Annotated in this window: 21 protein-coding genes and 1 tRNA gene; 13 read left to right on the forward strand and 9 right to left on the reverse strand. The window is 49.1% G+C overall.

The window, feature by feature from the left end; genetic code table 11:
- Nucleotides 1-126: 126 nt before the first annotated feature.
- Nucleotides 127-735: an IS630 family transposase gene (locus tag GZ78_RS09895; protein ID WP_269078762.1), complete on the forward strand. Its 609-nt coding sequence runs from the start codon at nucleotides 127-129 to the stop codon at nucleotides 733-735.
- Between the two features lie 98 nt (nucleotides 736-833).
- Nucleotides 834-1259, forward strand: a complete 426-nt coding sequence (locus tag GZ78_RS09900) for a hypothetical protein (protein ID WP_051786016.1) — start codon at nucleotides 834-836, stop codon at nucleotides 1257-1259.
- 17 nt (nucleotides 1260-1276) lie between these two features.
- On the opposite strand, the gene GZ78_RS09905 is transcribed toward GZ78_RS09900, so the two are convergent.
- The 4 genes from GZ78_RS09905 to GZ78_RS09920 form a co-directional block, all read right to left on the reverse strand.
- Nucleotides 1277-1600 (reverse strand): helix-turn-helix domain-containing protein, encoded by a 324-nt coding sequence (locus GZ78_RS09905; protein ID WP_034835111.1) that lies wholly within the window; start codon nucleotides 1598-1600, stop codon nucleotides 1277-1279.
- Nucleotides 1597-1950: a type II toxin-antitoxin system RelE/ParE family toxin gene (locus GZ78_RS09910; RefSeq protein ID WP_034835113.1), complete on the reverse strand. Its 354-nt coding sequence runs from the start codon at nucleotides 1948-1950 to the stop codon at nucleotides 1597-1599. Before GZ78_RS09910 ends, GZ78_RS09905 begins: the two co-directional genes overlap by 4 nt.
- A 406-nt stretch (nucleotides 1951-2356) precedes the next feature.
- Nucleotides 2357-2433, reverse strand: a tRNA-Arg gene (locus GZ78_RS09915).
- A gap of 138 nt (nucleotides 2434-2571) precedes the next feature.
- Nucleotides 2572-3021 carry a hypothetical protein gene (locus GZ78_RS09920; protein ID WP_034835114.1) on the reverse strand — a complete coding sequence of 150 codons (450 nt, stop codon included), beginning with the start codon at nucleotides 3019-3021 and terminating at the stop codon, nucleotides 2572-2574.
- 487 nt (nucleotides 3022-3508) lie between these two features.
- On the opposite strand from GZ78_RS09920, the gene GZ78_RS09925 reads away from it, so the two are divergent.
- Entirely contained in the window at nucleotides 3509-4633 is a 1125-nt protein-coding gene (locus GZ78_RS09925; RefSeq protein WP_034835116.1) for an ISAs1 family transposase, read from the forward strand.
- An 11-nt stretch (nucleotides 4634-4644) separates the two neighbouring features.
- Here the strand turns inward: GZ78_RS09925 and GZ78_RS09930 are convergent, their stop codons facing one another.
- The 4 genes from GZ78_RS09930 to GZ78_RS09945 all read right to left on the reverse strand — a co-directional run bounded on the left by GZ78_RS09930 (nucleotide 4645) and on the right by GZ78_RS09945 (nucleotide 12961).
- Nucleotides 4645-4908, reverse strand: coding sequence for a hypothetical protein (locus GZ78_RS09930; RefSeq protein WP_152558650.1), 264 nt, complete (start codon nucleotides 4906-4908; stop codon nucleotides 4645-4647).
- Nucleotides 4909-5186: 278 nt separating this feature from the next.
- A complete protein-coding gene (locus tag GZ78_RS09935) occupies nucleotides 5187-5678 on the reverse strand; it encodes a hypothetical protein (RefSeq protein WP_236631523.1) in 492 nt (163 codons plus the stop codon).
- Nucleotides 5679-5707: 29 nt separating this feature from the next.
- Nucleotides 5708-12217, reverse strand: a complete 6510-nt coding sequence (locus tag GZ78_RS09940; RefSeq protein ID WP_081869773.1) for an RHS repeat-associated core domain-containing protein — start codon at nucleotides 12215-12217, stop codon at nucleotides 5708-5710.
- 99 nt (nucleotides 12218-12316) lie between these two features.
- Nucleotides 12317-12961 carry a type II secretion system protein N gene (locus GZ78_RS09945; RefSeq protein ID WP_081869774.1) on the reverse strand — a complete coding sequence of 215 codons (645 nt, stop codon included), beginning with the start codon at nucleotides 12959-12961 and terminating at the stop codon, nucleotides 12317-12319.
- A 246-nt stretch (nucleotides 12962-13207) separates the two neighbouring features.
- Between GZ78_RS09945 and gspD the strand changes: the two genes are divergently transcribed.
- The 10 genes from gspD to gspF are packed head-to-tail and all read left to right on the forward strand — an operon-like array spanning nucleotide 13208 to nucleotide 22746.
- The gene (gene gspD / locus GZ78_RS09950) at nucleotides 13208-15160 is read left to right on the forward strand and encodes a type II secretion system secretin GspD (RefSeq protein WP_051786017.1); all 1953 of its coding nucleotides are present in this window, start codon (nucleotides 13208-13210) and stop codon (nucleotides 15158-15160) included.
- Nucleotides 15161-15165: 5 nt separating this feature from the next.
- Nucleotides 15166-15669, forward strand: a complete 504-nt coding sequence (gene gspH / locus GZ78_RS09955) for a type II secretion system minor pseudopilin GspH (protein ID WP_034835126.1) — start codon at nucleotides 15166-15168, stop codon at nucleotides 15667-15669.
- Nucleotides 15650-16057, forward strand: a complete 408-nt coding sequence (gene gspI, locus GZ78_RS27360) for a type II secretion system minor pseudopilin GspI (protein WP_081869775.1) — start codon at nucleotides 15650-15652, stop codon at nucleotides 16055-16057. Before gspH ends, gspI begins: the two co-directional genes overlap by 20 nt.
- Complete coding sequence (gspJ, locus tag GZ78_RS09965) at nucleotides 16054-16668, forward strand: type II secretion system minor pseudopilin GspJ (protein ID WP_051786019.1); 615 nt, start codon at nucleotides 16054-16056, stop codon at nucleotides 16666-16668. The genes gspI and gspJ overlap by 4 nt, the downstream gene beginning before the upstream one ends.
- The gene (gspK, locus tag GZ78_RS09970) at nucleotides 16668-17645 is read left to right on the forward strand and encodes a type II secretion system minor pseudopilin GspK (RefSeq protein WP_034835127.1); all 978 of its coding nucleotides are present in this window, start codon (nucleotides 16668-16670) and stop codon (nucleotides 17643-17645) included. The genes gspJ and gspK overlap by 1 nt, the downstream gene beginning before the upstream one ends.
- A complete protein-coding gene (gspL, locus tag GZ78_RS09975; protein WP_034835128.1) occupies nucleotides 17642-18982 on the forward strand; it encodes a type II secretion system protein GspL in 1341 nt (446 codons plus the stop codon). The genes gspK and gspL overlap by 4 nt, the downstream gene beginning before the upstream one ends.
- Nucleotides 18983-18993: 11 nt before the next feature.
- Nucleotides 18994-19497, forward strand: coding sequence for a type II secretion system protein GspM (gspM, locus tag GZ78_RS27365; protein ID WP_081869776.1), 504 nt, complete (start codon nucleotides 18994-18996; stop codon nucleotides 19495-19497).
- A 48-nt stretch (nucleotides 19498-19545) separates the two neighbouring features.
- On the forward strand, nucleotides 19546-19992 hold the full coding sequence (gene gspG, locus GZ78_RS09985) for a type II secretion system major pseudopilin GspG (protein WP_034835129.1): 447 nt from the start codon (nucleotides 19546-19548) through the stop codon (nucleotides 19990-19992).
- Complete coding sequence (gspE, locus tag GZ78_RS09990; protein WP_034835130.1) at nucleotides 19989-21494, forward strand: type II secretion system ATPase GspE; 1506 nt, start codon at nucleotides 19989-19991, stop codon at nucleotides 21492-21494. The genes gspG and gspE overlap by 4 nt, the downstream gene beginning before the upstream one ends.
- A gap of 31 nt (nucleotides 21495-21525) precedes the next feature.
- Entirely contained in the window at nucleotides 21526-22746 is a 1221-nt protein-coding gene (gene gspF, locus GZ78_RS09995) for a type II secretion system inner membrane protein GspF (protein WP_034835133.1), read from the forward strand.
- 19 nt (nucleotides 22747-22765) lie between these two features.
- Here the strand turns inward: gspF and GZ78_RS10000 are convergent, their stop codons facing one another.
- Nucleotides 22766-22999 carry a hypothetical protein gene (locus tag GZ78_RS10000; protein ID WP_034835134.1) on the reverse strand — a complete coding sequence of 78 codons (234 nt, stop codon included), beginning with the start codon at nucleotides 22997-22999 and terminating at the stop codon, nucleotides 22766-22768.
- Nucleotides 23000-23008 lie beyond the last annotated feature (9 nt).

The raw sequence follows: 23008 nt of genomic DNA on the forward strand, positions 1-23008 counted from the left end.
CAGTGAAAAAGCTGACTCGTTCTACTGAATTTTATGCTCGGACGCTATTCTCGGTCAGCCTCCTAGGCGACAAGTGAGCGAAGCCCTGTGAGCCTACAAGTAGTAGGTGATCAGGGTGAGCGAACGCTGGCAACAACATATCATCTTGAAAGGCGATGGGTATATGAAACCCTGAAGGCCTCATTGCCAGAGGATGAGGCCTTGCTGTTTATGGATGCAGTCCATCCAACGCAAGCGACTAAAATCACCTCGGGATGGATTCGTAAAGGGGTTGATAAAATCATCAACACGACGGGGAGCCGTACCCGGTTAAACATTGTTGGTGCGATTGAACTGAACAACTTATCAGGGGCTGTTTTCGATCAGTTCAAGACCGTAAATGGTGAAGCTATTATCACTTTTTTTAGAAACGTTCGGTCTGCTTATGCATCAATGTCAGTGATCCATATGGTGCTTGATGGCGCTGGTTATCATCGCTCAAAAGAGGTCGTTGAGGAGGCTGAAAATTTGGGAATAAAGCTGCATTATCTTCCACCTTACAGCCCAAATCTGAACCCGATTGAACGGTTATGGAAAGTGATGAATGAACATGCCCGAAATAATCAATACTTCTCCAAGGCGAAAGATTTTCGACAAAAAATCAATCAGTTTTTTGATGAAACATTATCCAAAATAGGTGCTTCTTTAACCAGCAGAATTAACAATAATTTCGAGATGCTAAAGTCTGCATCTTGAATTCACTTGGGTATAGACGTCCACCAGCAGGGCATCAACATCCGCTTCCATCAGGAAGGGATACCGACTATCACTAATGAGTTACAAGGAGACGTGACATGGCCATAAAAGTGACCGGCAAAGCCACCCGCACCTACCTCGAAGACGAGAACTGCATTCTGGTGCATATCCCCATCAAATTTATCAGCCGCAAGGGCAAAAGCCAGATCACCACTCCCGATGGTCGTCCGGCACTGGAAGAAGTCGATCCAGCCTTGAGGAATGCTCTGGTCAGGGCACATCGATGGTTGAAGGCTTTGAAATCGGGCAAAGAGCAGCACCTGAAAATGCTGGCCCAGAAAGAAGGGATTACCAGTGTCAGCTATGCCTCCAGAATCTTACGCCTGACCACCCTGTCACCAGAAATTCAGGAGGCCATCATTGATGGCAGAAGCTTGGGTGGGCTGACGCTGGCTGATTTTATGAAGCCCTTCCCCCTGCTCTGGTCAGAGCAGAAGAAGGCTTTGGGGATACCGGAGGATTGATGTACACATTCTCTATTTCAAGCAACCTTAAGCGTTACTGAACGACCCAGTTTTTGTAGCATGTCCACCAATGCATCAATAGTGAACTTGCTGGCTTTTCCGGTCATCACATCAGAGACTCTGGGTCTGTTCACATTTAACAGTCGTGCAGCTTCTTCCTGTTTAAGCTGGCGATCCTTGATGGTGTTTGTGATTTCTGTCATTAACTGAATCTTCAGATCAGCTTTAATCTTCCCTTCCGCTTCTTCTTTGAGTTTTTTTGCTTCTTCAGGAGCAAAACCCAGATCAGCAAAAACGTTACCACCTGATGGTGTCGTATGTTGAACATTTCTCGCACTCATCCGTCCTTCCTCCTTTTACTTTGTTCTGCCAGAACCTGCTTGTAACGGCGGGTTGCCACCTGCTTGTCGTGCTTACTGGTTTGCTGGGTTTTCTTTTGAAAACTGTGCAGCACGTATACGGCTTCCTCAAACTTGGCCACATACATCACACGAAAAGCACCACCCTCTTCCGAGATGATAATCTCCCTGACACCCGCTCCCACTGTCTTGAAGTCCTTCCAGCGTTCGGGATCAAGGTCGTGCTGCACCCGGCTTAACTGATAACCCGCTTCTCGCCTGGCCATGTCTGGGAATTCAAGCAGGTCTTCCAGGGAGCTACCCATCCAGAGAATCGGTTTTTCGTTATCCAACAGCTTAGCGCTCTGTATAAAATTTTGTACATTTTAGAACAGAATAGTTCCTGTGTGGAGAAAAAACAGTAAAAAATAATCAAAAAGTTCGCTGAACGTTCCCTGCACATATCGCTAGTAAAGTGCAAACTAAACACCCGTTTGAATGACCAAAAACCGCCTGCAACAGACTGATTATAAAAGGGAATTCAAAGAGCGTACTTCAAAGTGGCCGAAGTACGTTATTTAGAGAAGAGAGAGAAAAAATAGCCCGAAAATGGCCGAAAATCGCCTTTTTCAAGAATTTCCCAGGTACGCAGTTATAAGACAGTGGAAGATTAAAAAACAGACAGGGAGCCAGAAAAAACCAACCCCCAGAACAACAAAAAGCCCTGCTTTCTTCGAGAAATACAGGGCTTTTTGAAGATGGCGCACTCGGAAGGATTCGAACCTTCGACCGCTCGGTTCGTAGCCGAGTACTCTATCCAGCTGAGCTACGAGTGCGTTGTTCTTTTTTCAATTCTGGCGGTGGGCGGGGAACCGCCCACAAACATTTATGATAAAGCCACGCCAACGCTCATTTATCACTGGGCGTTAGGCTACTCGCATTCCCACGCTCGAAACATGGGAATGCGACAAGGTTTATTGATAGCACTCCTTAACTTCTTTCAGAAATTCGGATTTGACCTTCAAATCGCCAGCCTCACTTTTACACCCCTTGATCAGCCACGGCGGTCTGGGATGATAAGGTACACAAGCAGGTATGTCTGCAATAACCCCCTTAGCCTCCCCATCCAAAACTTTGATTTGAATGCGCAAAAACTCACCCCAAGAACCGTCAAAACCAGTCAAAACTTGACTTACAACAACACGACTTCCTTTTTGCACCAGCTCTGTAGGTGCTCGTTCATCAGTAAGCTGAAACTTTTCGTTTCCTGCGATCATATATGCTCCGACATAGCCATTGTCATATGTCTTCCATAGCTGTTGATCTGATACTAACTCATAGCATTTACCATCTAAGTTACTGGCTATTGGTGAAGCACAACCAGAAAGCAGAGGAATTAATACTGATAACAAGAGCCTATACATCAGTCCAGATCTCCTGGCCAAAGCAATTGATACCCGGGGGTAGACTTAATTGCATGAAAAGCTCCAGTCCATTCAGCATAGTTTTCTGATAAAAATTGATTTCATAGAAATAATCTATAAATATGAAAGCTCCTCAAACTGTATGTCTGAGGAGCTTTCATATCAAATTTGGATCTCCTGCCGATACTACATCACATCCAAATCTTCCCGCTGATCACAACCTGAAACGGTGCCCTCATTAAAATAGAGAACATCTGAATCAGGAGGATAAACACTTGTGACCCATGTAGGTTGAGTCAGTGTGACTGGTGTAGGTATATCTACCAGTAAATTTGAAAAGCGATCATCTTGAATACGGACTTTAACATAAAAGTAATGACCGTATGATCCATTCGCACCCAGGGCAAACGCATGAACATTTCTTGATCAGTACTTGTTGAAATTTTTCTTGCCACACCCCCGTTGTTCTGGCAAATTCTCACTTTTTATGCCCTTTCAGTCTCTTCTCGAACGTACTCACCAGTTGCCTGATCCTCGGCAACCTGCCAAATGCACCCATATCATGGGAGAAGTCGTTTTCATGACCATTGTTGGTCTCCTCTGTGGTGCAGACGACTGGGATAGTATTGTCCAGTGCGCTGAGTGTAAAGAAGACTGGCTTAGCAAGTACCTCAAGCTGCCGGGAGGCATCCCATCTCACGATACATTCAATCGGATTTACGCACTTCTTGATCCAGCTGAATTTCGTGACCTGTTTACTCGCTGGGTTAAGGATATGCTGATTGATACACCCTTATCGGGCGTTGTTGCCATTGATGGCAAGACAGTTCGAGGCTCTCGAGATAAATCATCCAGTGCCATTCATATGGTTAATGCCTGGTCCACAGAAGCAGGTATCAGTCTCGGGCAGTATAAAGTCGATAGCAAGTCTAATGAGATCACAGCTGTGCCCGAGCTACTGGATAAACTGGCCATTGAAGGTTGTACGGTGACTGCTGATGCCATGAGCTGCCAAAAGCGTATTGCCAGCAAAATTCTCAAGGTCAAAGCAGATTATCTGTTAGCTGTGAAAAACAACCAGCGCAAACTTTATGGTGAACTGGATCGCTACTTTTCTACTTATTGGGAGAATAATCCGACCGATAGCCCAGATCAGTCTCAATATAGTGAGCAGCGCGACAGTAAACATGGTCGCAAGGAACACCGCCGTTGCTGGGTTCTTACTGACCTGTCATCTTGTCCTCAAGCAACTCAATGGCAGGCCAAGACGATTGCAGCCGTTCAGTTGGATTGTACAAAAGGGAACAAGGGGCGAAGCTTCATTCGCTACTTCATCAGTAGTAAGGTCATGACCGCAGAAGAAGTCCTACTGGCGACACGACTCCACTGGCAAGTGGAGAATAACTTGCATTGGGTGTTGGATGTTGCATTTTCAGAAGATCAGTCGCGAGTCAGAAGGGGCAATGCTGCTGAAAACCTGGCTATAGCAAGGCAAGTAGCTCTCAACCTTCTAAAACAGGATACCTCAATCAAGCTTGGTATAAAGAACAAACGCAAAACGTGTGGCTGGAGTGAGGAATACCTCTGTCACATCCTCGGATTGATCAAATAACGTTCATGCGTTTACCCTGCATTCGCACCCAGTATCACTTGTTCAACCATTAATTTAGTTCCTGGAGACAACTCTGCAATCAAGCTTTCAGTGTTATTCCATTCAGTTCGATTGGCTAATATATAATAGCTTCTTGCAACAGTATCTATTTTCCAAAGTTTCACGTTGTCTACAAGCGCCAAACAATGCCCATCGAACTTACTTCGATAAACTTTAGGTGCGCTGATACAAGCACTTAAAAGCAATGTCAGAATCACAACAAATATTGATTTCATGCTGTTACCTATTTGCACTTTGTGACCAAATTTGTTGATAACCTGTTACAGTATCAATTCGATGGTTTGCATTGACCCAATCAAACCAACTAGGGCTATTTACAGCTTCAGTATTTGGCCTTATGACAGAGAGCGCTCCACCTCCACAGATAATATCTAAATTTCCACAATAGCTTTTGCTACCTGCTGCAGGATATGCAAAACCAGGTAAAGATAATGTCGTTGCTCCACTGATCCAGCCTTGCCTGTACAAATTATTGACTCTAGCTGCACCTGAGTTATATCTCACATGGAGAAAGAAAATTGCTATCAATAGCTATTTGATTTGGATCTAAAGTACAGCCCTTAATCCACTTTGGAAGAGGGTGGTACGATGCGCAGGTGGGAATATCAACTATTTTCCCTTGGTGAAGTCCATCCAACACCTTGAGTTGAATTCTTAAAAACGATCTCGATCCGTTTCCTCCTTTAATTACTCTCTGTACCTCTAAACTTGTGTTTTTACCAATGACACCTACTGGACTATTATCATCGGTAAGTTCCGGCTTATCCTGATAACCTAATAAAAAGGGTCCCACGTATACGTTGTCATAAGTAGACCACAGTTCCGTTTCGAAATTAGTTCTGTAACAACTACCATCAATTTTACTAGCCTTGATAGTGCTGCAACCCAAAATTTGAGATGCTACGAGAACTAGAAATAAAGTTCTAAATGTATTCATAAATAATTCATACCATAAGAATTCATGAAGCCTGCTATTAACCAACATACAGGCTTCATGTTAATAATGACTGAAATCTAATTTGGCATTAATCTATCGTAATCTGGCACTGATTCTATTTTATGAAACAAACCACTCCAGCCAGATAATGGCGTTTCAACTGATGCTGTATCGACCCTTAAATAAGTTAACGCCCCACCACCACAAATAATATCTAAATTACCACAATAGCTCTGAGAACCAGCAGCAGGGTATGCAAAAGCAGGTAAAGACAAAGTTGTTGCACCACTTATCCAGCCTTGCCTGTACAAATTATTAACTCTAGCTGCCCCTAAACTATGTCCTGTTAAGTGCCCAGTGTGCCCGTCCTCGATTACTTGAAGGCTAACTGCGTCCAAAAGCCCTTGAGCATTCAACAGCGTGTCATTAATATCCCAAATAGCCCCAATCACTGGTCGTTTATTTCTTGAGAAGAAACCCTCAACGGTTTTCCTGGATTTCGAGAAAGTAGTCCCAGCCACCTCAAGTCCAACTTTAGAGTTCAAGGCCAGCAGCAAGTTTAGCTCTTGCAGAGTCAAACCATTTTTCTTAGCTAATCGCTCTACCTCTTTCGCAGCTTTATACTGTGCAATCTCACCTACTGCCTGCTGTGCTATCTGGCTAGGTTCTAACCCCCAAGCACTATGAGCAAACGCAAGGACTCTACCTATTTCAGGATCTTTGGCAGCAATAATATTAGTTGAGACCTGAACGGCTGCCTCACTCCAGCTTCCCGGACTCACCCCCTTAGGGTTGAAGGCCCAATATGAAGCACCCGCTACCACAGCTGCTTTAAATGCCTGACTTGAGCTTGCCCCCATAGCCCGGCTAAATTGGTACTGCCACGATGCCACGCCAGCAGGACCACCAAACCAACCGGCAAAGAACGTGCCTACCGCATTAACAACGTCGGCTCCAAAAATATCTGCCGCTACTCGAATTACCCCACGGATAACACGTTTAAATGCCTTACGGATCTTTTTAAATATTTTCCCAAAAATATATCCACTCGGGTCCACCGCATTCAACGGATTGTTCAGCACATAGCTGTAACGGTTAAAGCTCTGAGTATTGCCTGCTGCCTGGATGAATGGATCTGCTTGTAAGAAACGGCCCAATTTCGGGTCGTATACTCGACCGTTCATATGGATCAGGCCCACTTCGTCCAATTGCTCGTGGCCGGTGTAGCCTCTTGTCGTATAGTTCGTGTTGAAACCACTGAGCTGACTGTCCAGAAGATCCTGCCAGTTGGAGGCGTTCCTTCTCTGGCCGAATGGGTCAAAGCTCTGGCGTTGCAGCAGGGTCATGGCGTTGCCGTCCATGATGGTGTGGGTGCTGCCCAGGTGATCCTTGAACAACAGTTGCACGCTGCTTTCGGTACTGCCGCCGGACTTTTTGGTCGAGGTGTCAATCACCACACCGTTGATGTAACGCTTGGTCTCCTTATCGCCATTGGGTCGGGTGATAAATTCTACATTGCCCACGTAGCGGGTAATGGTCGTATTATTGCTCCCATCCGTATCTACCCGTTTGTAGCGGCTACGGTTGACGTCGTACTGGAACTGGGTGGTGTGGCCGCCTTTGGTGATCCGGGTCGGTTTGTCAAAGGTGCTGTATTCCAAGCTTCGGCCACCGCCTGAGGTCATATTGCCGTTGGCGTCATACTGATAACTGATGTTGCCCGTGCTGGTATGGGTCACAGCATGAATACCGGCCCCGTTCTGGCCGTAGGTGTAGTTACCCACTCCGGTTTTCGAGGTGATGTTGCCCAGACCATTGTACCGGTATTGATCACTCTGACTGCCTATGGTGGCACTGGTCACCCGGTTCAGGCCGTCGTAACCGAAGGTTTCGGTCAGGGTGCTGCCGGTGCTTTTGTCAATACGATGTTCCAGGTTGCCCACAGCGTCCCAGCTGTAACTGAGATCCTGAATGTTGCTGCCTGCAAAGCCAGTCTTCAACGTTTCCAGGAAGCCGGTGCGGGGATCAAAGTACTTGGTCTGTTGCATACCGCCGATGGTTTGCACGGTAGCATTGCCCCGAGCGTCCAGACTGTTGACCCGATACCATTCCCGGTTGCCATTCAGGTCCTGAATGACTTCCATGTAACCCTGTGCGTTATAGACGTATCGAATGCCACTGCTGGCTCCAGCGGCATCGCGCTTTTCTGAAACCCGACCAAAGCTGTCGTACTTCGTGGACTGGGTGTACATTTCCCCATCAAAGGTGGTGCCCGCTCCGGTGGGTCGACCATAGCTGTCATAGCTCAGCACCTGACCAAAGCCTGTCACGCTGTCGCTCACTTCCGACAACACACCTTTGGTGCCATCGTCGTAAGTCCAGGTGGTGTTGCCTTCAATGGTGTTGTTAGCTCTACGGTCGATGCGGGTCAGCTTCCGGCCCAGTAAGTCGTAGGTGAACTGGACTTTCTGGCCTTTGGCATCGGTTTGCTGGGTCAGCTGACCGAGTACATTGTACTGGTAGCTCCACTGTCCTTTGTCTGCGTCGTCCATACCAGTCTTGCGGCCCAGACGGTCGTAAGTGATGGTGGTCACGGCCTGGGCACTGGTGTCCGATGCGTTCTGAAGTGTGCGGGTCAGGTTACCCTGGAGGTCGTACTGGTATTCAATGGTGTTATTCAGATTATCTGTCACCTGAACCAGCTGGCCAAGGGCGTTATGGACTTCCGTCGTACGATGTCCCTTGGCGTTCGCTTTAACGGTGTTGTAACCACTGTAACTGGCGGTTTCACTGTCTCCGTTGGCATTGGTGACCTGAATCGCCCTGCCGAGAATGTCGTATTGAGTGCTGTTCCAGTAAACCGGGCCCCCTTCATAGTAAGGCTCACTGACTTTCACCGGACGGCTGAGGTTGTCGTACTGGCTGTCAACAATCACCTTCTTGCCATCAAAACCGGTAGCCACCTTTCGGATGGTTCGGCCAATCAGGTCCTGAATTTCCCAGGCAGCCGCACCACCCACAGGTGTGACCTGAGTCACCAAAGCCCCCGAGGTGGGACAGCTGACTGGCGCATTGCTACAGGTAAAGTAGGCATAATCTTTACCCGCACCGCTGGCATGGCGTTCAGCGATTTTGCGGCCCATAGCGTCGTAGGTAAGGGTACTTTCTACACCATTGATATCTTCTGAGCGGATGACACGACCAAAAGTGTCCCGCTCCAGCACACGCCGGGTCACCTGGTTCAGGGCATTAGTCTGGCTAACCGCATACAGACCGTCAGAACTGTAAGCAGTACTACTGGTGCGAGTAGTAATGCCATTACCGCTCACGGTGGAACTGAGTTTATTGCCCCACTCGTCATAGCTATAGGTGGTGGTCAGGCGGAAGGCTGCATCGTCGGGTTCCACGATTTCTTTGGTCAACAGGCCGGTCGTACCATGATACTGAAAGGCCGATTTCCGTACTTGGGTAGACGAGCCCTGCCGGGTTGTCACTGTGGAATTGAGCAGCCGACCAAGATGCCATTTGCTGGTGTTGTTGGCGTACTGGCTGACCGTGGTTTTGGTATTGCTGATCCCGCCTCCGGCGGTGGTGACCGCCATATTGGTCACATTACCATAGCTATCTACAGTCTGGGTGGTGGTCACAGTTTTTAACAGCTTGCTCTTTACCGCCAGGTCATAGCTTTTTTCAATCGTTTTTTTCAAATAGGGCTGATGGACCTTGCCGCTTTTTTTACTATCCCATTGATTGGTACTGTCAGAAAGCAACTGGCCGGAGGATGTTTTGACCAGGGTTCTTGAAGGCATTCCTATATAAGGGAAGTCCTGCCTATAAGTCGTTTCTGTCACAGTGCCGGTTTGGTTATCCGTGCTCGTTAACGTTTCAAAACCGAGAAATCCACGACCACCTCCCTGTATCCGGGCACCGGCATAACGATAACTGACAGAACTTTTAGCCGTACTGGCAATACTGCCATTGTTATTGGCTGCAGGCGCACTGCTGGCTACCTGACTCACCACATAGGTAGGCGCTGTAAAATCAAAGACTGGTGAGCCTTTGCCCCAGATATTTTTGATTCCGCCGGTACCACGAGTGTACACCCCGGTACCGATCAGGGACTGGTAGGTGATATCGGTTTCGGCCCCCAGACTGCTGGTGATCCGGGTGATCACATCCCGACTTTTACCCCCTTTTTTTGCCAGCTGAATATAGGCTGTACTGCCAGTTGCAGAACTCATAGCCACATTCAAAGGCATGGGAGCATCTAAACAGGATACTGGATAACATCCCCCCCAAGGCGGTGGCGGTGTTGGAGTAGGTGTTGGAGTAGGTGTTGGAGTAGGTGTTGGAGTAGGTGTTGGCGCTGAGCCACCTACATTGATATAATCCCGAGCCCCATCACCGTTAATATCAACAAAGTAATTGTTATCGCTGCCATAGTACTTGGCATTGATGGCTTTTGGGGCGTTATAGTTCTGGCCATTCCAAGTCTTGATGTAGGTGTTGCTATTCTTGGCGTAAAAGAGATCAGTCAGGCCATCGTGATTGTAGTCCACGAAACTCAGGCTTTCAGCAATCGCCTGGTCATTTTTGAGATCAAAACCCAACGTTTTACCTGGAGCAAATCCCCGGCCAGTATTCAGATAAAAGTACTTTCCGTACATCATATCCGGCAGACTGTCACCGTTCAGGTCAACAAATAGAGCGTCCTCTCCCCCGCCAATACCGGAAAAATGATAATAATTATTTGAGCTTCCAGTAGAAGCGTAAATATCCCAGCCTAACTCCATACGAGGCGTTTCCTGGCAGGTACGAAACTCCCCTTCCAGACACAAAGCATAGGACTTGACCAGATAATCAATACGACCATCGCCGTTAACATCCTGACGGAATTTGTCACTGACCTCAGAAATAAAGTTAGTCCAGAGCCCGCTGTTGTTTCCTGGGCCGATCAGATGAAACCGGTTGGTAATATTCTGCGGTGCAGAGAAAAGATATTGATAGGGAGAGTCTGCTTTCTTGTTTCTGCGGCTATACCTGACCGCTATCTGCTTTTCAGCCACTGACACATTCATAGCACTCAATGGCATAGTGCAACCTCTACCCGGTCTACACCCACCACCAGGTGGAGGCGTTGGTCTGGGACTTGGACTGGGGTTAGAGCTGGAATCACTTTTTAAAACAGGCTCAGGCTGTGCGGAACTGCCTGCTTTGCTGGCATCGGTATAGACAATGTCCATCATTCCGTCGCCATCCACATCCGCCAGGGTAGAGCTGGCAGAGGGTATGCCGGTATCGATATACTGACCTACGTAGTCTTGGCCGTCGGACAGGCGTATCTTCCAGTTACCATCCTTGTAGAGCAGATCGTGTTTTCCGTCGTAATTAAAGTCCGTCAGGTGCCAGTCCTTGTCCGCATTGATAATGCCGCTTCGATAGAAGGACTGACCCTTTTTAACCAGCTGACTACCGTCAGAGACATAGCTGTGAAGATGGTTGGTACCGACCACGATCAGGTCTTCCAGACCATCTCCATTTATGTCCGCAGCACGGGCTTTTTTTGTGCCACCGACCACCGCTGCTGTTTTGACTGTTTGATAACCAGCTTCTATGGTTTCCCAGTCAAAGCGAGTTTCAGGGAAGCAATGGCTGCTGTTGCACTCCTGAACGCTAGAAATTCGGCTAGTTCCCGTCACTGTGCTGATTTGGTAGCGGAGAATGTGACGACGCAATAACGCCCCAGAAACTTTGACTTCGATCGCTTCCAGCCGTTTGCCCAGAGTAGCTGATGCGCCTTCTGCATAAAAAACCGCTTTATCGGGCCTGCTGTCGTAATAAACAAAGCCCACCTGATGCTTGCCACCAGCGTAGGAGATGTTGTTGATGGCGTACTCACCAGTACTGTTATCTTCGGTATAACGGAAGGTGATCGCATTATTGCTATTAAGAACACTGTCCTGGATTTTATTAACAGCCCAGACCAAAGGACGGGTGCTACCACCGGCTTCGATACGAGCATCAGTCGTATTGCCGTACTCACTGACACTGCCATCCTTGCGCCAGATCTTGAACCATTGGGGATAGCCGGAAACTGCCCCATAAGACACAACTTTAGTCTGGCTATTGATTTCGGTCCGGTACTCAGTGCCATTAGCTCCATAGTTACCACTAACCGCCATCAGTCGTTGACCATCCAGACAGAACTTATTATGGCTCTCTGAGGTACTGTCATCTTGCTCCAACGTCGGACGACATCGGGTAATGCTGGACAATCCGTTCAGGCTCCAGCCCTTACCCAGATGTCCATTCCCACCCTGGCTGTCGTAACTGATTCCAAGCTGCGGTGTTAACCCGGCAATACCGGCAGGCAGGTTAATAGGAATAGAGTAGGTAGCACTGCCGGATTCATTGACTCTGAATTCACCCGCCGTTGAACCGGTCAGTTCTGGCAAGTCTGGCCAGGTCAGACCACTGCCTTGCCCCACGGATGTCATTGACAAGCCAGCAGATAACAAGACCCCCGCTAATATCGAGCGTTTCACTCTTCTTTTTCTGGCAAAGCCCGTTCGTATATAATCCAACATTTTTAGCTTCCTGCTAATTCCTGTTTTCTTTTTTTGCGTTTTCAAAGAACACCGTTTGCCAATACATCCTTTAGTGGAAACCGTGTTCAGACTTTTGTATCAACCTGTCGTCTTTTTCAGGCGTTCTCGTAATTGTTTCAAACGTGTTTGCAGATCGTTTTCAGCGTCACCGACTGTTTTTGTTTGGGCGTTTTGTTTGGGTTGCCCAGGCCGAAGAATGACTGGCTTGTCCAGGACGGGTTGATATTGATCCGGATTGAGCAACAATTGCTCCAGTTGACCGTTACGACTCAGAATGACTTTGTCCTGATCGATCCTCTTAATAATCACCCCTGAAGCCAACTCATCAGCTTCTCGAAACAAGTCATTACCCTGGCCGCTGCTGATAGAGATGGCAGACAGGTTCCGTTGCGTTGAAAAATAGATGGCCTCAAGAGTGTATGAGAATGTGGTAACCGGAGTAACACCTGGTAATACCTGAACGACCTCAAGGGCCTCAGGTGATTGATACACACCAAAAAACTGTGTATCCAGCTCAGCCAGAGGCAACGATTCATCTAAGGTTAATTCATCCGAAACCAAAGCCACGGGCACAACCCAATCTGCATCATGATTAACCAAAACCCAGTCTGCATGGAGTTGATAAGCCAGACTGGCCAGCAAACCAGACAGCAGAATGACGGGGAATAGCCAGACCGGCTTGATTCGCCAGCCTGTATTTTGAGTAATAGCTAAAGACATCATCCCATGACGCAGCAATATCTGACTCAGATACCGCCTTCATTCCTACATTGTATTTTTATTTGCTTTTTTAAACGACTAAAAGCATACGTCAAAAACATCTTATTACAAATGATAAACATTTTCTGTCTTTTATAATGAGATAATCAACACATTTACATTTGAAATTTGTCGTTCAGTTGAAAAGAACCGGTCAACTGAATTACCATTCCTAACCAATAATAAATACAAGCAAAGGAACATTAAGCTGTGGATCAAAGGATTGCCAGTGTCCGGCTGTTTCTGGTGCAGTCATTTTTTTTCAGTCTGCTGATCATGCAGAGTTTTTTTGCTGTTGCATCGGGCAACCCCTCTCCCAATGAACCTGACTCGAATATCCGTATCAACATCAAGAATGGCGAAATCCAGGATTTGATCCGCTGGGTGGCGGAGGCCTCAGGTCGCAACGTCATCGTAGACCCCCGAGTCAAGGGCAAGGTCTCGGTCATTTCTAATGACAGCATGTCACCCGACGAAGCTTATCAGGCGCTTTTGTCCGTCCTTCAAGTACACGGTTTTGCCGCTGTGGATAACAACGGCCTGATTAAGATTGTTCCAGAATCGTTAGCACGACAGAATGCCTTGCCCGTTGTGGATAGCAACGTGCGTAATACCGATGAGCTGGTCATCCAGATCATCAAACCCAATCATATTGCCGTCAATAAATTGCAGGCTTTGCTGCGACCTTTGTTGCCCCAGTCCAGTTATCTGGTCACTCATCCTGACAGCAACGCGCTGATCATTGCTGACCGTGCTGCCAATATCGTCAAGCTGCTGGGTATTGTTGAACGCATTGACCAGGCCAGTGAACGCACGATTGATGTCGTTGAGCTCAAATTCGCCAGTGCCCAGGAGGTAGCCAGGATGATTCAGGCGATCTGGCCTACTCAGGGGCAGGATAATGCGGCACAAAGCTATCAGCTGGCCATTGATGAGCGCACCAACAGCCTGCTGGTCTCCGCTGCTGCGACGGAACGAAAGAAGATCCGCCAGATCATCGATACCATGGATCGCCCTGCTGACAGCAATGGCAATACTCAAGTGATTTATCTGCACTACCTCAAGGCCAAGGAAGTGGCAGGCATACTGAAAGCGATGGTGGAGAACATCAAACGAGGTTCAACGGATATCAGCATCAGTAATGCCAGGGTTTCTATTGAACCCGGTGAGACGACCAATGCCCTGATTCTCACCGCACCACAAACGCTGATGAGCACCATGCTGGATGTGATCAAAAAGCTGGACATCCGTCGCGCCCAGGTGTTGGTGGAAGCCATTATTGTTGAAGTTAAGGACGAGAGTGCGTTGGAGCTGGGGGTGCAATGGTCCACCTCCGACTCCGCCAGAGACAGTTCTGGCGTTGTAGCAGGCACCCGTTTTTCTTTTGACGGTTCGGACAGTTTTGGTCAGTTCTCTGAAGGGAGCTTCGGCACCGGGTTAAGCCTGGGTTTTTATAACAAGGGCTCGCTGAATGCCCTGGTCAAAGCGATGGCGACGGACGACGCCTTTAATATTCTCTCTACGCCCACCCTGGTGACTCTGGACAATGAGGAGGCCAAAATCGTCGTGGGCCAGAACGTGCCTTTTATTACCGGCACCACCGGCGGTTCCGGGACCGGTGACAACCCCTTCCAGACCATTGAACGCAAAGATGTCGGTACCAAACTGGCCATCACGCCCCAGATCAATGGCGGTGACGCCATCACCTTGAAGATTCTTCAGGAAATTTCCAGCATCAATACTCAGACCCAGGCGGCTGATGTGGTGACGGACACCCGTTCCATTGAAACCAGCGTCCTGATCCGGGATGGGGATGTCCTGGTACTGGGCGGCTTGATCACCGATGAGGTGGTCAAGAATACCAGCAAAGTCCCCTTGCTGGGTGATATTCCCTGGCTGGGACGACTGTTTACGGCAGACCGCAACACCACCCGCAAGCGCAATCTGATGCTGTTTGTAAAACCCAAGATCATGAAAAACTTTGATGTGGCAACCAGCATTTCCCAAGGGCGGTATCGTTTTATCCAGGAAGCACAGCGACAGTTTGGTAAAAAGCTGCAAGGGGGTGAAGCACAGGAGGGTGACTACCTGATCTTGCCGGATGTGGAGGCACTCAAACCTGAAGCACCCACGTCGTTTATTCAAGACAGTCGCTCAGGGTAAAGGTTATGGCTGTTGTTTCATCCCATAAACCCGCACAGTCTGGATTCACTTTCATTGAACTGATGGTGGTTTTACTGGTTTTGGGTGTGATAGCCAGCCTGGTCACTCTGGCTCCCAGAATGAATCAGTCCCCTGCTGCGGTGCAGCAAGCTGAGCGCCTCGAAATTTTGTTCAAGTCCGTACGAGACAAAGCCTTCTTCCAGAACCAGACCTATGGCTGGGTTCTGAAGCCGGATGGTTATCACTGGCTCCGCTGGAACCAGGATGATGCTCGCTGGGAAGTCTGGGAGGAAGCCGAGTTTCAGTCGGTCACCTTACCTGAAGCTTGGCAGACGACGTTTGAGCAGGATTTTTCCAGTATCGCAACAAGCCAGCCAGAACCTGCAGTCACAGCCGTCATCTTCCCGGATTATCAGATGACGCCTTTTCGTCTTTCACTCTCCAATGCTGACCGTTCTCAAACTGCGGTGCTGACCACGGATGGTTTGAATGATGTTGCGATTCAATAAAGCAGAAGGGTTTACTCTGGTTGAGGTAATGGTGGCTCTGGCCATCTTTTCCGCAGCAGCCGGTTTACTACTGGTTTCAGAAGGCAACAGCACCCGCTCCGCTCGCTATCTGCACGAAAAGATTCTGGCCACTGAACTGGCTGAAAATATCCTGAACCAGAAGCTGGCTATTCCACTGAAAGTCAGTCCAGGCGAAACGAGTTATATGGAAAGTTATCAGGACAGGCAATGGTCTGTGCGGGAACGATGGGCAGCCACTTCCATGGCAGGCTTTTATCGAATCAAGGTGGATGTGTTTGCCAACGAAGCGCCTGCCGAGAATGAACCGCCCCTGTCTTCTCTGACCACCTTTATCAAGGAAGCCAGTATCAAGGAGTCAAGATCATGAAACCCCAAGGCTTCACCTTGATTGAGTTGCTGATCGCCCTGTTTATTTTTTCACTGATCAGTGGTGCGGCCTATCGACTCCTGGTCTCTGTCAGCCAGAGCCATCAGGCGACTGAGCATGTATTGTCTCAGATGGCCCAGGGGCAAAAAGCTCGACTGATTCTGGAGAACGACTTCAGTCAGCTGTCACCCCGAGCCATCCGTGATGCTTACGGTGAACGTCAACCGGCTCTGATCAGCATGCCTCAATCCGATTATCTGGTGGAGTTTACCCGGGCAGGCTGGCAAAACCCTCTGAACCAACCCCGCAGTTCAATGCAACGTGTCGCCTATCAATTAGTAAATGGGGAGCTGCACCGGCTTTATTGGCAGTGGTTGGACAGGGCGCCCAGTGCCCAGGTAAAAAACCAGGTGCTGATGACTGGGGTCAGTCAGGTCAGCCTGCGTTTTCTGGATCAACAGCAGCAATGGCATCAACAGTGGTCATCGGATCATGCGGGACAAGCGGCCTTAAGAGCCGTTGAAATGGCCCTAACCTTTCAGGACCAGCGAACTCAAATCATGACCTTTGCTGTTACATCCGGAACACTGCCTGTACAGGAGTCGACCTGATGTTAGCCCGTCAACAAGGTATTGCTCTGGTCTACGTGCTGTTGCTGTTTTCGGTGATCACGGTCATGGCTTCACAGATGATCATCGGTTTGATGAACCAGACCCGGCACAGCAGTCATTACCTGGAACGCTCCCAGGCCCGTCTTTACGCCTTGGGGGTGGAACAATATCTGGCGACGGTTCTGGAAGCCAACGCTCAGGACGATCTGAAAAAGCAGCGACGGGTCGACGCTTTGGCAGAAGCCTGGAACCTGACAGCCGTCGCCTTTGAACTGGAACAGGGCTCGGTCGAAATTTCCGTTCAAGATGAACAGGGTCTGCTGAATATGAATAATCTGGCAGCCCAGAATACTCTGGCGGTTCAGTCGTTGCGTATCTTTCAGAACCTGCTGGTTAATCATTCTATGGACCCGAATCTGGCGTATCGGGTTCAGGACTGGGTGGACAGCGACCGGGAGGTTTCCTCTCAGGGCGCGGAAGACAACACCTATCTACTGGCTTCACCGGCTTACCGGACGGCCAATACGACAATGACTTCCCTTTCGGAGTTGCGTCTTATCCAAGGATGGTTCAACCAGAGTAGTCATTCAGTTATGCCGGAGTTATCGGCACTACCCGATACCACCCGAATCAATATTAATACGGCCCCCAGAGACGTTTTATTGGCCTTGTCCAACCAGCTGTCTACAGCCCAGGTTGATGACATTATTCAACAACGACAGACCCAGGGCATTGACAGTATGGAAGCCTTGCTGAACATTCCTTCACTCAAACCTCAAGCCAACGATCTGCAAGCGGCTCCTCTGACGTTTTACAGCCAACACTTCAGCGCACGCATCAAGGCACGCTTCAGAGACACCGAGTATGAAATGCGCTCATGGTTTCAAGTCAGTGACCGGGGCGAGGTGTTTATCACTCACAGGGAAGTTGGCTCACCCATGAATCCAGTCTGGTCACAGGGAGTATCGGCCTTATGAATCAACCGTTGTTTATCCGCATTCCTCCGGATCAGTATCCACTGCATGAGCACACTCAAATTCAGTGGCAGCTGTTTTCAGAGGGCACGCCCTCTCACTCGGTGTCTATTTCCGAAATCACTTCACTTCGAGCCCAGCTCGATGAGCTCGAGATCAATGCATCATCCAACCTGGAAGTGATTATTTTTCTCACGGGCAGACTGGTTAATCATCAACGCAAACGAGTGAATAAAAAGCAACACAAGCATTTGGATTCTGCTCTGCCTTATTTAATGGAAGACGGTTTGACCGATGAGCTTAAGCAGCTGCATTTTGCCCAGTCGGTTCACGATCAACAGGGCAACGACATAGGTCTCAAGGTATCCAGTATCCGCCATGCAGACATGAAGCCACTGCTGAATTTACTGAACAGCCAGCAACTTTCACCCCAAATCATTGTCGCCGAGTCTGAGCTTTTCGACATGGATCATGAAGGCCTGAATATCTGGGTTGAACAGGGAGCGGCTCTGGTTCAGCAGCCAGATGACGGCTATCTGGCCATGACCACCACAGCGGTGCCCTTTGCCCTGTTGAATGCTCAAGAAAATGAGGAATATCCAGCTACTGCTCCTATTACCCTCTGGCATTCGGAAATAGAGGATCATGTCCAAAATGAAGCAGTAAACAAGGTTGCCAGTTCATTAGCGCAATTTGGCTGGCCTGTAGATAGTCGTACATTACCGGTAACACTCCTGACCCATCTGGCCCAGTGCTTTCTGTCATGCTCACCATCAACTCTCTGTAACCTTCGCTCGGGGGACTATAAAGACCCCAGCTTCCATCAAAACAAGCATCGCCTGAAAAGCCGACTGTTGATGCTGGCAGGCTGTTGGTTATTGCTTGAACTCGGTATTCGGTTAGGTGAAGGCGTGTATTTTCAACATCAGGCAGAACAATACTGGCAAGACAGTGCTACCCGTTACCTGCAAAGCTTCCCTCAAGACCGTCAGGTACAGGAAGCAGCCGAGGTACGCCCTGGATCAGTGGATATCCAGACACGATTACAGAGTCGTTTAAACGCAGCGACCATAGAACCAAATGCGCCTGCCTTTCTGCCATTACTGGCCAAACTCAGCAACACAGATGAGTCAGACTCTCAAGGCCAGATCAAACCGGAAAGTCTCAGTTTTAATCACTCACAACAAACACTGCAACTTGAAATGGAAACGGACAGCCTGGCCAGTGTCGACCAGTATCTGGCAACACTCAAACAATCCGGCCTGAAAGCTCAACTGGACAGTGCCAATCAGAGCGATAACCGGGTGATTGCCCGTCTCACTATCGCCCATCCACTATAGGAGAATAAGCAATGAAACGTTCTTATTCGCTCAAGATGCCGGATGTACTTCAAGCCTTAAAAAAGCACTTTGTACAACTCTCAAACCGAGACCAGAAAGCGCTGTCCCTGCTGAGCCTGTTTGTGCTGGCGGTCATGGTCTACCTGTTGCTCTGGCAGCCTCTGAGCCAATGGTCGGTGACGGCAAAACAAGACTTCCAACATCAACGCACGGTGAACCAGTGGGTTGCAGGCCATATTCATCAGGCCACGGTTCAGCCCGAGCCTGTGGCAAAGGAGCACTCAGATCTTCCCTCGCTGATCACCCAATCAGCTAAATCATTTGAGCTGTCACTGAGTCGTGTGCAACCGGGCAGTAACGGCCTGTCGGTTTGGCTGGAGCAGGCACCCTATCCTGCTTTGCTGCAATGGTTGGAAGAGCTGGAAATTAATCAACAGCTGAGATTTGAACAGGTTCGTATTGATCGCCTGGAAGCCGGAGGTGAGGTGAAAGCGTTTATTCATATCAGCAGCTAAAACCACTATGGATGATTCATCCACAAAAAACTTTCAAGGACGCAAGCAATGAAGCACTCTGGACAACACACGAAACAGCACGGCTTTACCCTGATTGAGATTATGGTGGTCGTTGTCATTCTGGGTATTCTGGCTGCACTGGTAGCCCCTAATATACTGAGCCGACCAGACCAGGCTAAAGTCACTGTTGCTCGTTCGGATATTGAAGCCATCGCTCAGGCACTGGAGCTGTATCGCCTGGACAACGGCCATTACCCGTCCACGGACCAGGGATTGGAAGCACTGGTTAAAAAACCTACTCTGTCACCCATTCCCCAACGCTGGAATCCGGAAGGCTACCTCAAGAAAAAGCCAATGGACCCCTGGGGTAATCCTTATCTGTATTTGTACCCTGGTAACCGAGGCACTTATGACCTGTACTCTCTGGCGGCTGACACCCGCGAAGGCGGCGAAGGCATCCATACGGATATCGGGAACTGGGGAGCCGAATCATGATTCAGGAAACGCCTCTGCTTAATGAACAAGACAGTCCACCGAAACGCCTGCCGTTTTTCTTCGCCAAGAAACAGGGCATTGTTATTGTCAGGGAGCAAGACAAGTCAACGGCCTATTTTCATCAGTATCCCGTTCCAACGGTTTTGACAGAGTTAATGCGCTTCAGTACCGAAGCCCTGCACTATCAACAGGTCAGTGAAGAGCAGTTTGCCGAACACTTGTCAGCCTGCTACCAAAACGACACCTCTGATGCACTGCAGGATGCTGCGGGTATTAGTGATGAGCTGGACCTCACCCGTCTGGCCGAAGCGGTGCCTACCTCTGAAGATCTACTGGAACAAAGCGACGATGCGCCTGTCATTCGACTGATCAACGCCTTACTGTCCGAGAGCCTCAAACAGGAAGCGTCCGATATCCATATTGAAACCTTTGAAAGCTTGCTGATCGTGCGAATCCGTGTGGATGGCGTACTGCGAGAAATCCTCCGGTTACAACGAACAGTGGCCGCCCTGCTGGTTTCCCGCATCAAGGTGATGGCAAAGCTGGATATTGCTGAAAAGCGCATTCCCCAGGACGGTCGTATTTCACTGAGGGTGGCAGGCAAGGAAGTGGATGTGCGTGTATCGACACTCCCTTCCAGCAATGGTGAAAGGGTTGTGTTACGTCTACTGGATAAAGCCAAAGGTAAACTCGACTTGAACCACTTGGGTATTTCTTCAACAGCCCTGGCTGACCTGAAGCAGCTGCTGAAAAAGCCCTATGGCATTCTTCTGGTCACCGGCCCCACCGGATCGGGTAAAACCACCACGCTTTACGCCAGTCTGACTTCACTGAATGACCAGTGTCGTAATATTCTGACCGTCGAAGACCCTATTGAATATCAGTTGCAAGGCATTGGCCAGACCCAGGTCAACACCAAAGTCGATATGACTTTTGCCCGAGGGCTCAGGGCCATATTGCGTCAAGACCCGGATGTTGTCATGGTGGGGGAGATCCGGGATCAGGAAACGGCGGAGATTGCTGTCCAGGCCAGCCTGACCGGGCACCTGGTACTCTCCACCTTGCATACCAATACAGCGGTTGGGGCACTCACCCGATTAAAGGATATGGGAGTTGAGCCTTTCTTGCTGGCCTCCAGCCTTGTGGGTGTGGTTGCTCAACGTCTGGTCAGGGTGCTTTGTCCGGATTGCAAGGAAGCCTACCCACCCAGTCCTGCCGAATGCCAACAGCTGTCTATTCCGTTTACACCAGAGCTGCAATTCTACAAAGCCGTTGGGTGCCCAGAGTGCAACCACAATGGCTACAGGGGAAGAACCGGCATTTATGAAGTGGTGACTGTCGATGAAACCCTGAAACAGATGATTCTGGAAAATCAGGGGGAGCAACGCATTGCGGACTATGTGCATCAACACACCTCCAGCATCCTGAATGATGGTCAGCGTAATGTCCTAAGCGGACTGACATCACCGGAAGAAGTCCTGAGAGTCACCGTCAACCAATAATACCAGCCGTCAGGGAAGGGAATAAACACACATGGCCGCCTATGAATTTATTGCCATCACTCCACAGGGAAAGCGGGAAAAGGGAACGCTGGAAGCGGACAGTTCAAGGCTGATTCGACAGCAACTGAGGGACAAAGACTGGTTGCCACTCTCTGTGCAAGCGGTAGCCGAGCAGAAGAAATCAACAGAGTCAGCTCAACCCTTGTTTCAACGGGGGTTATCGGCCACCGAGCTGGCCACCCTGACCCGACAACTGGCCACTCTGATTCAGGCGGCCATGCCGGTCGAGGAGTCACTCTATGCCGTAGCCGCCCAGCAGGAAAAACGACGTATCAAGAATACTTTGTTGGCCATTCGCTCCCGTGTGCTGGAAGGATATACCCTGGCGCAGAGCCTGGAAGCCTTCCCTGGCATCTTCCCGCCAATGTACCGGGCCACAGTCGCAGCGGGAGAGTCCTCCGGTTATCTTGATCGTGTATTAAACCAGCTGGCCGATTACACCGAAGCCCGAATGCAGTCGATCCGCAAGATCCAGCAGGCACTGCTGTATCCTTTAATCCTAGTGGTAACGGCCATAGCCATCATCAGCTTTTTGTTAGGTTATGTGGTGCCTGACGTCATCAAGGTGTTTGTAGACAGCGGTCAGACATTGCCATGGATTACCCGTGCACTGATACACACCAGCGAAAGTTTCCAGAGTTATTGGCCCTTTCTGTTGGGTATAACCCTGCTGCTTTTTCTGGCAGGGAAAAGTGCCCTGAAAAATAAAAAGCTGCACCTGCTTTGGCATCGTACATTGTTAAAGCTGCCCATGATCGGTAAGTTTTCCAGAACCGCCAATACAGCCCGTTTTGCCAGTACCCTGAGTATCTTAAGCCGATCAGGCGTTTCATTGGTGGAAGCCCTGACCATCTCAGCGCAAGTGATCAATAACCTTGCGATGAAACAAGCCGTTGAACAACTGGCCAGCCATGTTAGTGAAGGTACCAGCCTGAACAAAGCCATGATGGAAATCGGACTGTTTCCACCATTGATGGTACATATGGTGGCCAGTGGTGAGTCGACCGGCGAACTGGACCAGATGCTGGAGCATATTGCTCATAGCCAAAGCCAGGAGCTGGAGAATAAAACGGCGATACTGTTAGGGCTGTTCGAACCTCTGATGTTGGTTGTGATGGGTGGGATCGTCATGTTGATTGTGCTGGCAATTTTATTACCGATTTTAAACATGAACCAGTTACTGGGCTTTTGAAAAGGCACAGGCAGTGCCTTTAAACCTCTGCTTCATAGGAGGGTAGATCCGGCACCTCGGATTTAATGCTTCCGGCTTCGACCAGGGCTTTGCTTCCCACTGCCACAGTCTCCCCCTGGACAGTAATCTGACTACCATCTCTCAGGGTCACCTTGCTGGTGCCATTGCCATTTTTGGCTGTCACGGTGACGATGGTTTTTGCCCCTTCAGGAATCAGTGATTTGAACTGCTGCCAGATGTTGGTGGTGGCCATAGTGTTCTC

The sequence above is a fragment of the Endozoicomonas numazuensis genome (genome assembly GCF_000722635.1).
Classification (GTDB): Bacteria; Pseudomonadota; Gammaproteobacteria; order Pseudomonadales; family Endozoicomonadaceae; genus Endozoicomonas_A; species Endozoicomonas_A numazuensis.

Coding starts and splice junctions, on each gene's coding strand:
- gspL (WP_034835128.1), top strand. CDS start 17,642: ATGAATCAACCGTTGTTTATCCGCATTCCTCCGGATCAGTATCCACTG.
- gspE (WP_034835130.1), top strand. CDS start 19,989: ATGATTCAGGAAACGCCTCTGCTTAATGAACAAGACAGTCCACCGAAA.
- gspF (WP_034835133.1), top strand. CDS start 21,526: ATGGCCGCCTATGAATTTATTGCCATCACTCCACAGGGAAAGCGGGAA.
- gspK (WP_034835127.1), top strand. CDS start 16,668: ATGTTAGCCCGTCAACAAGGTATTGCTCTGGTCTACGTGCTGTTGCTG.
- GZ78_RS09900 (WP_051786016.1), top strand. CDS start 834: ATGGCCATAAAAGTGACCGGCAAAGCCACCCGCACCTACCTCGAAGAC.
- GZ78_RS10000 (WP_034835134.1), bottom strand. CDS start 22,999: ATGGCCACCACCAACATCTGGCAGCAGTTCAAATCACTGATTCCTGAA.
- gspM (WP_081869776.1), top strand. CDS start 18,994: ATGAAACGTTCTTATTCGCTCAAGATGCCGGATGTACTTCAAGCCTTA.
- gspI (WP_081869775.1), top strand. CDS start 15,650: ATGATGTTGCGATTCAATAAAGCAGAAGGGTTTACTCTGGTTGAGGTA.
- GZ78_RS09925 (WP_034835116.1), top strand. CDS start 3,509: ATGCCCTTTCAGTCTCTTCTCGAACGTACTCACCAGTTGCCTGATCCT.
- gspH (WP_034835126.1), top strand. CDS start 15,166: ATGGCTGTTGTTTCATCCCATAAACCCGCACAGTCTGGATTCACTTTC.
- GZ78_RS09945 (WP_081869774.1), bottom strand. CDS start 12,961: ATGATGTCTTTAGCTATTACTCAAAATACAGGCTGGCGAATCAAGCCG.
- GZ78_RS09930 (WP_152558650.1), bottom strand. CDS start 4,908: ATGAAATCAATATTTGTTGTGATTCTGACATTGCTTTTAAGTGCTTGT.
- GZ78_RS09905 (WP_034835111.1), bottom strand. CDS start 1,600: ATGAGTGCGAGAAATGTTCAACATACGACACCATCAGGTGGTAACGTT.
- gspG (WP_034835129.1), top strand. CDS start 19,546: ATGAAGCACTCTGGACAACACACGAAACAGCACGGCTTTACCCTGATT.
- GZ78_RS09920 (WP_034835114.1), bottom strand. CDS start 3,021: ATGTATAGGCTCTTGTTATCAGTATTAATTCCTCTGCTTTCTGGTTGT.
- GZ78_RS09940 (WP_081869773.1), bottom strand. CDS start 12,217: ATGTTGGATTATATACGAACGGGCTTTGCCAGAAAAAGAAGAGTGAAA.
- gspJ (WP_051786019.1), top strand. CDS start 16,054: ATGAAACCCCAAGGCTTCACCTTGATTGAGTTGCTGATCGCCCTGTTT.
- GZ78_RS09935 (WP_236631523.1), bottom strand. CDS start 5,678: ATGTTGGTTAATAGCAGGCTTCATGAATTCTTATGGTATGAATTATTT.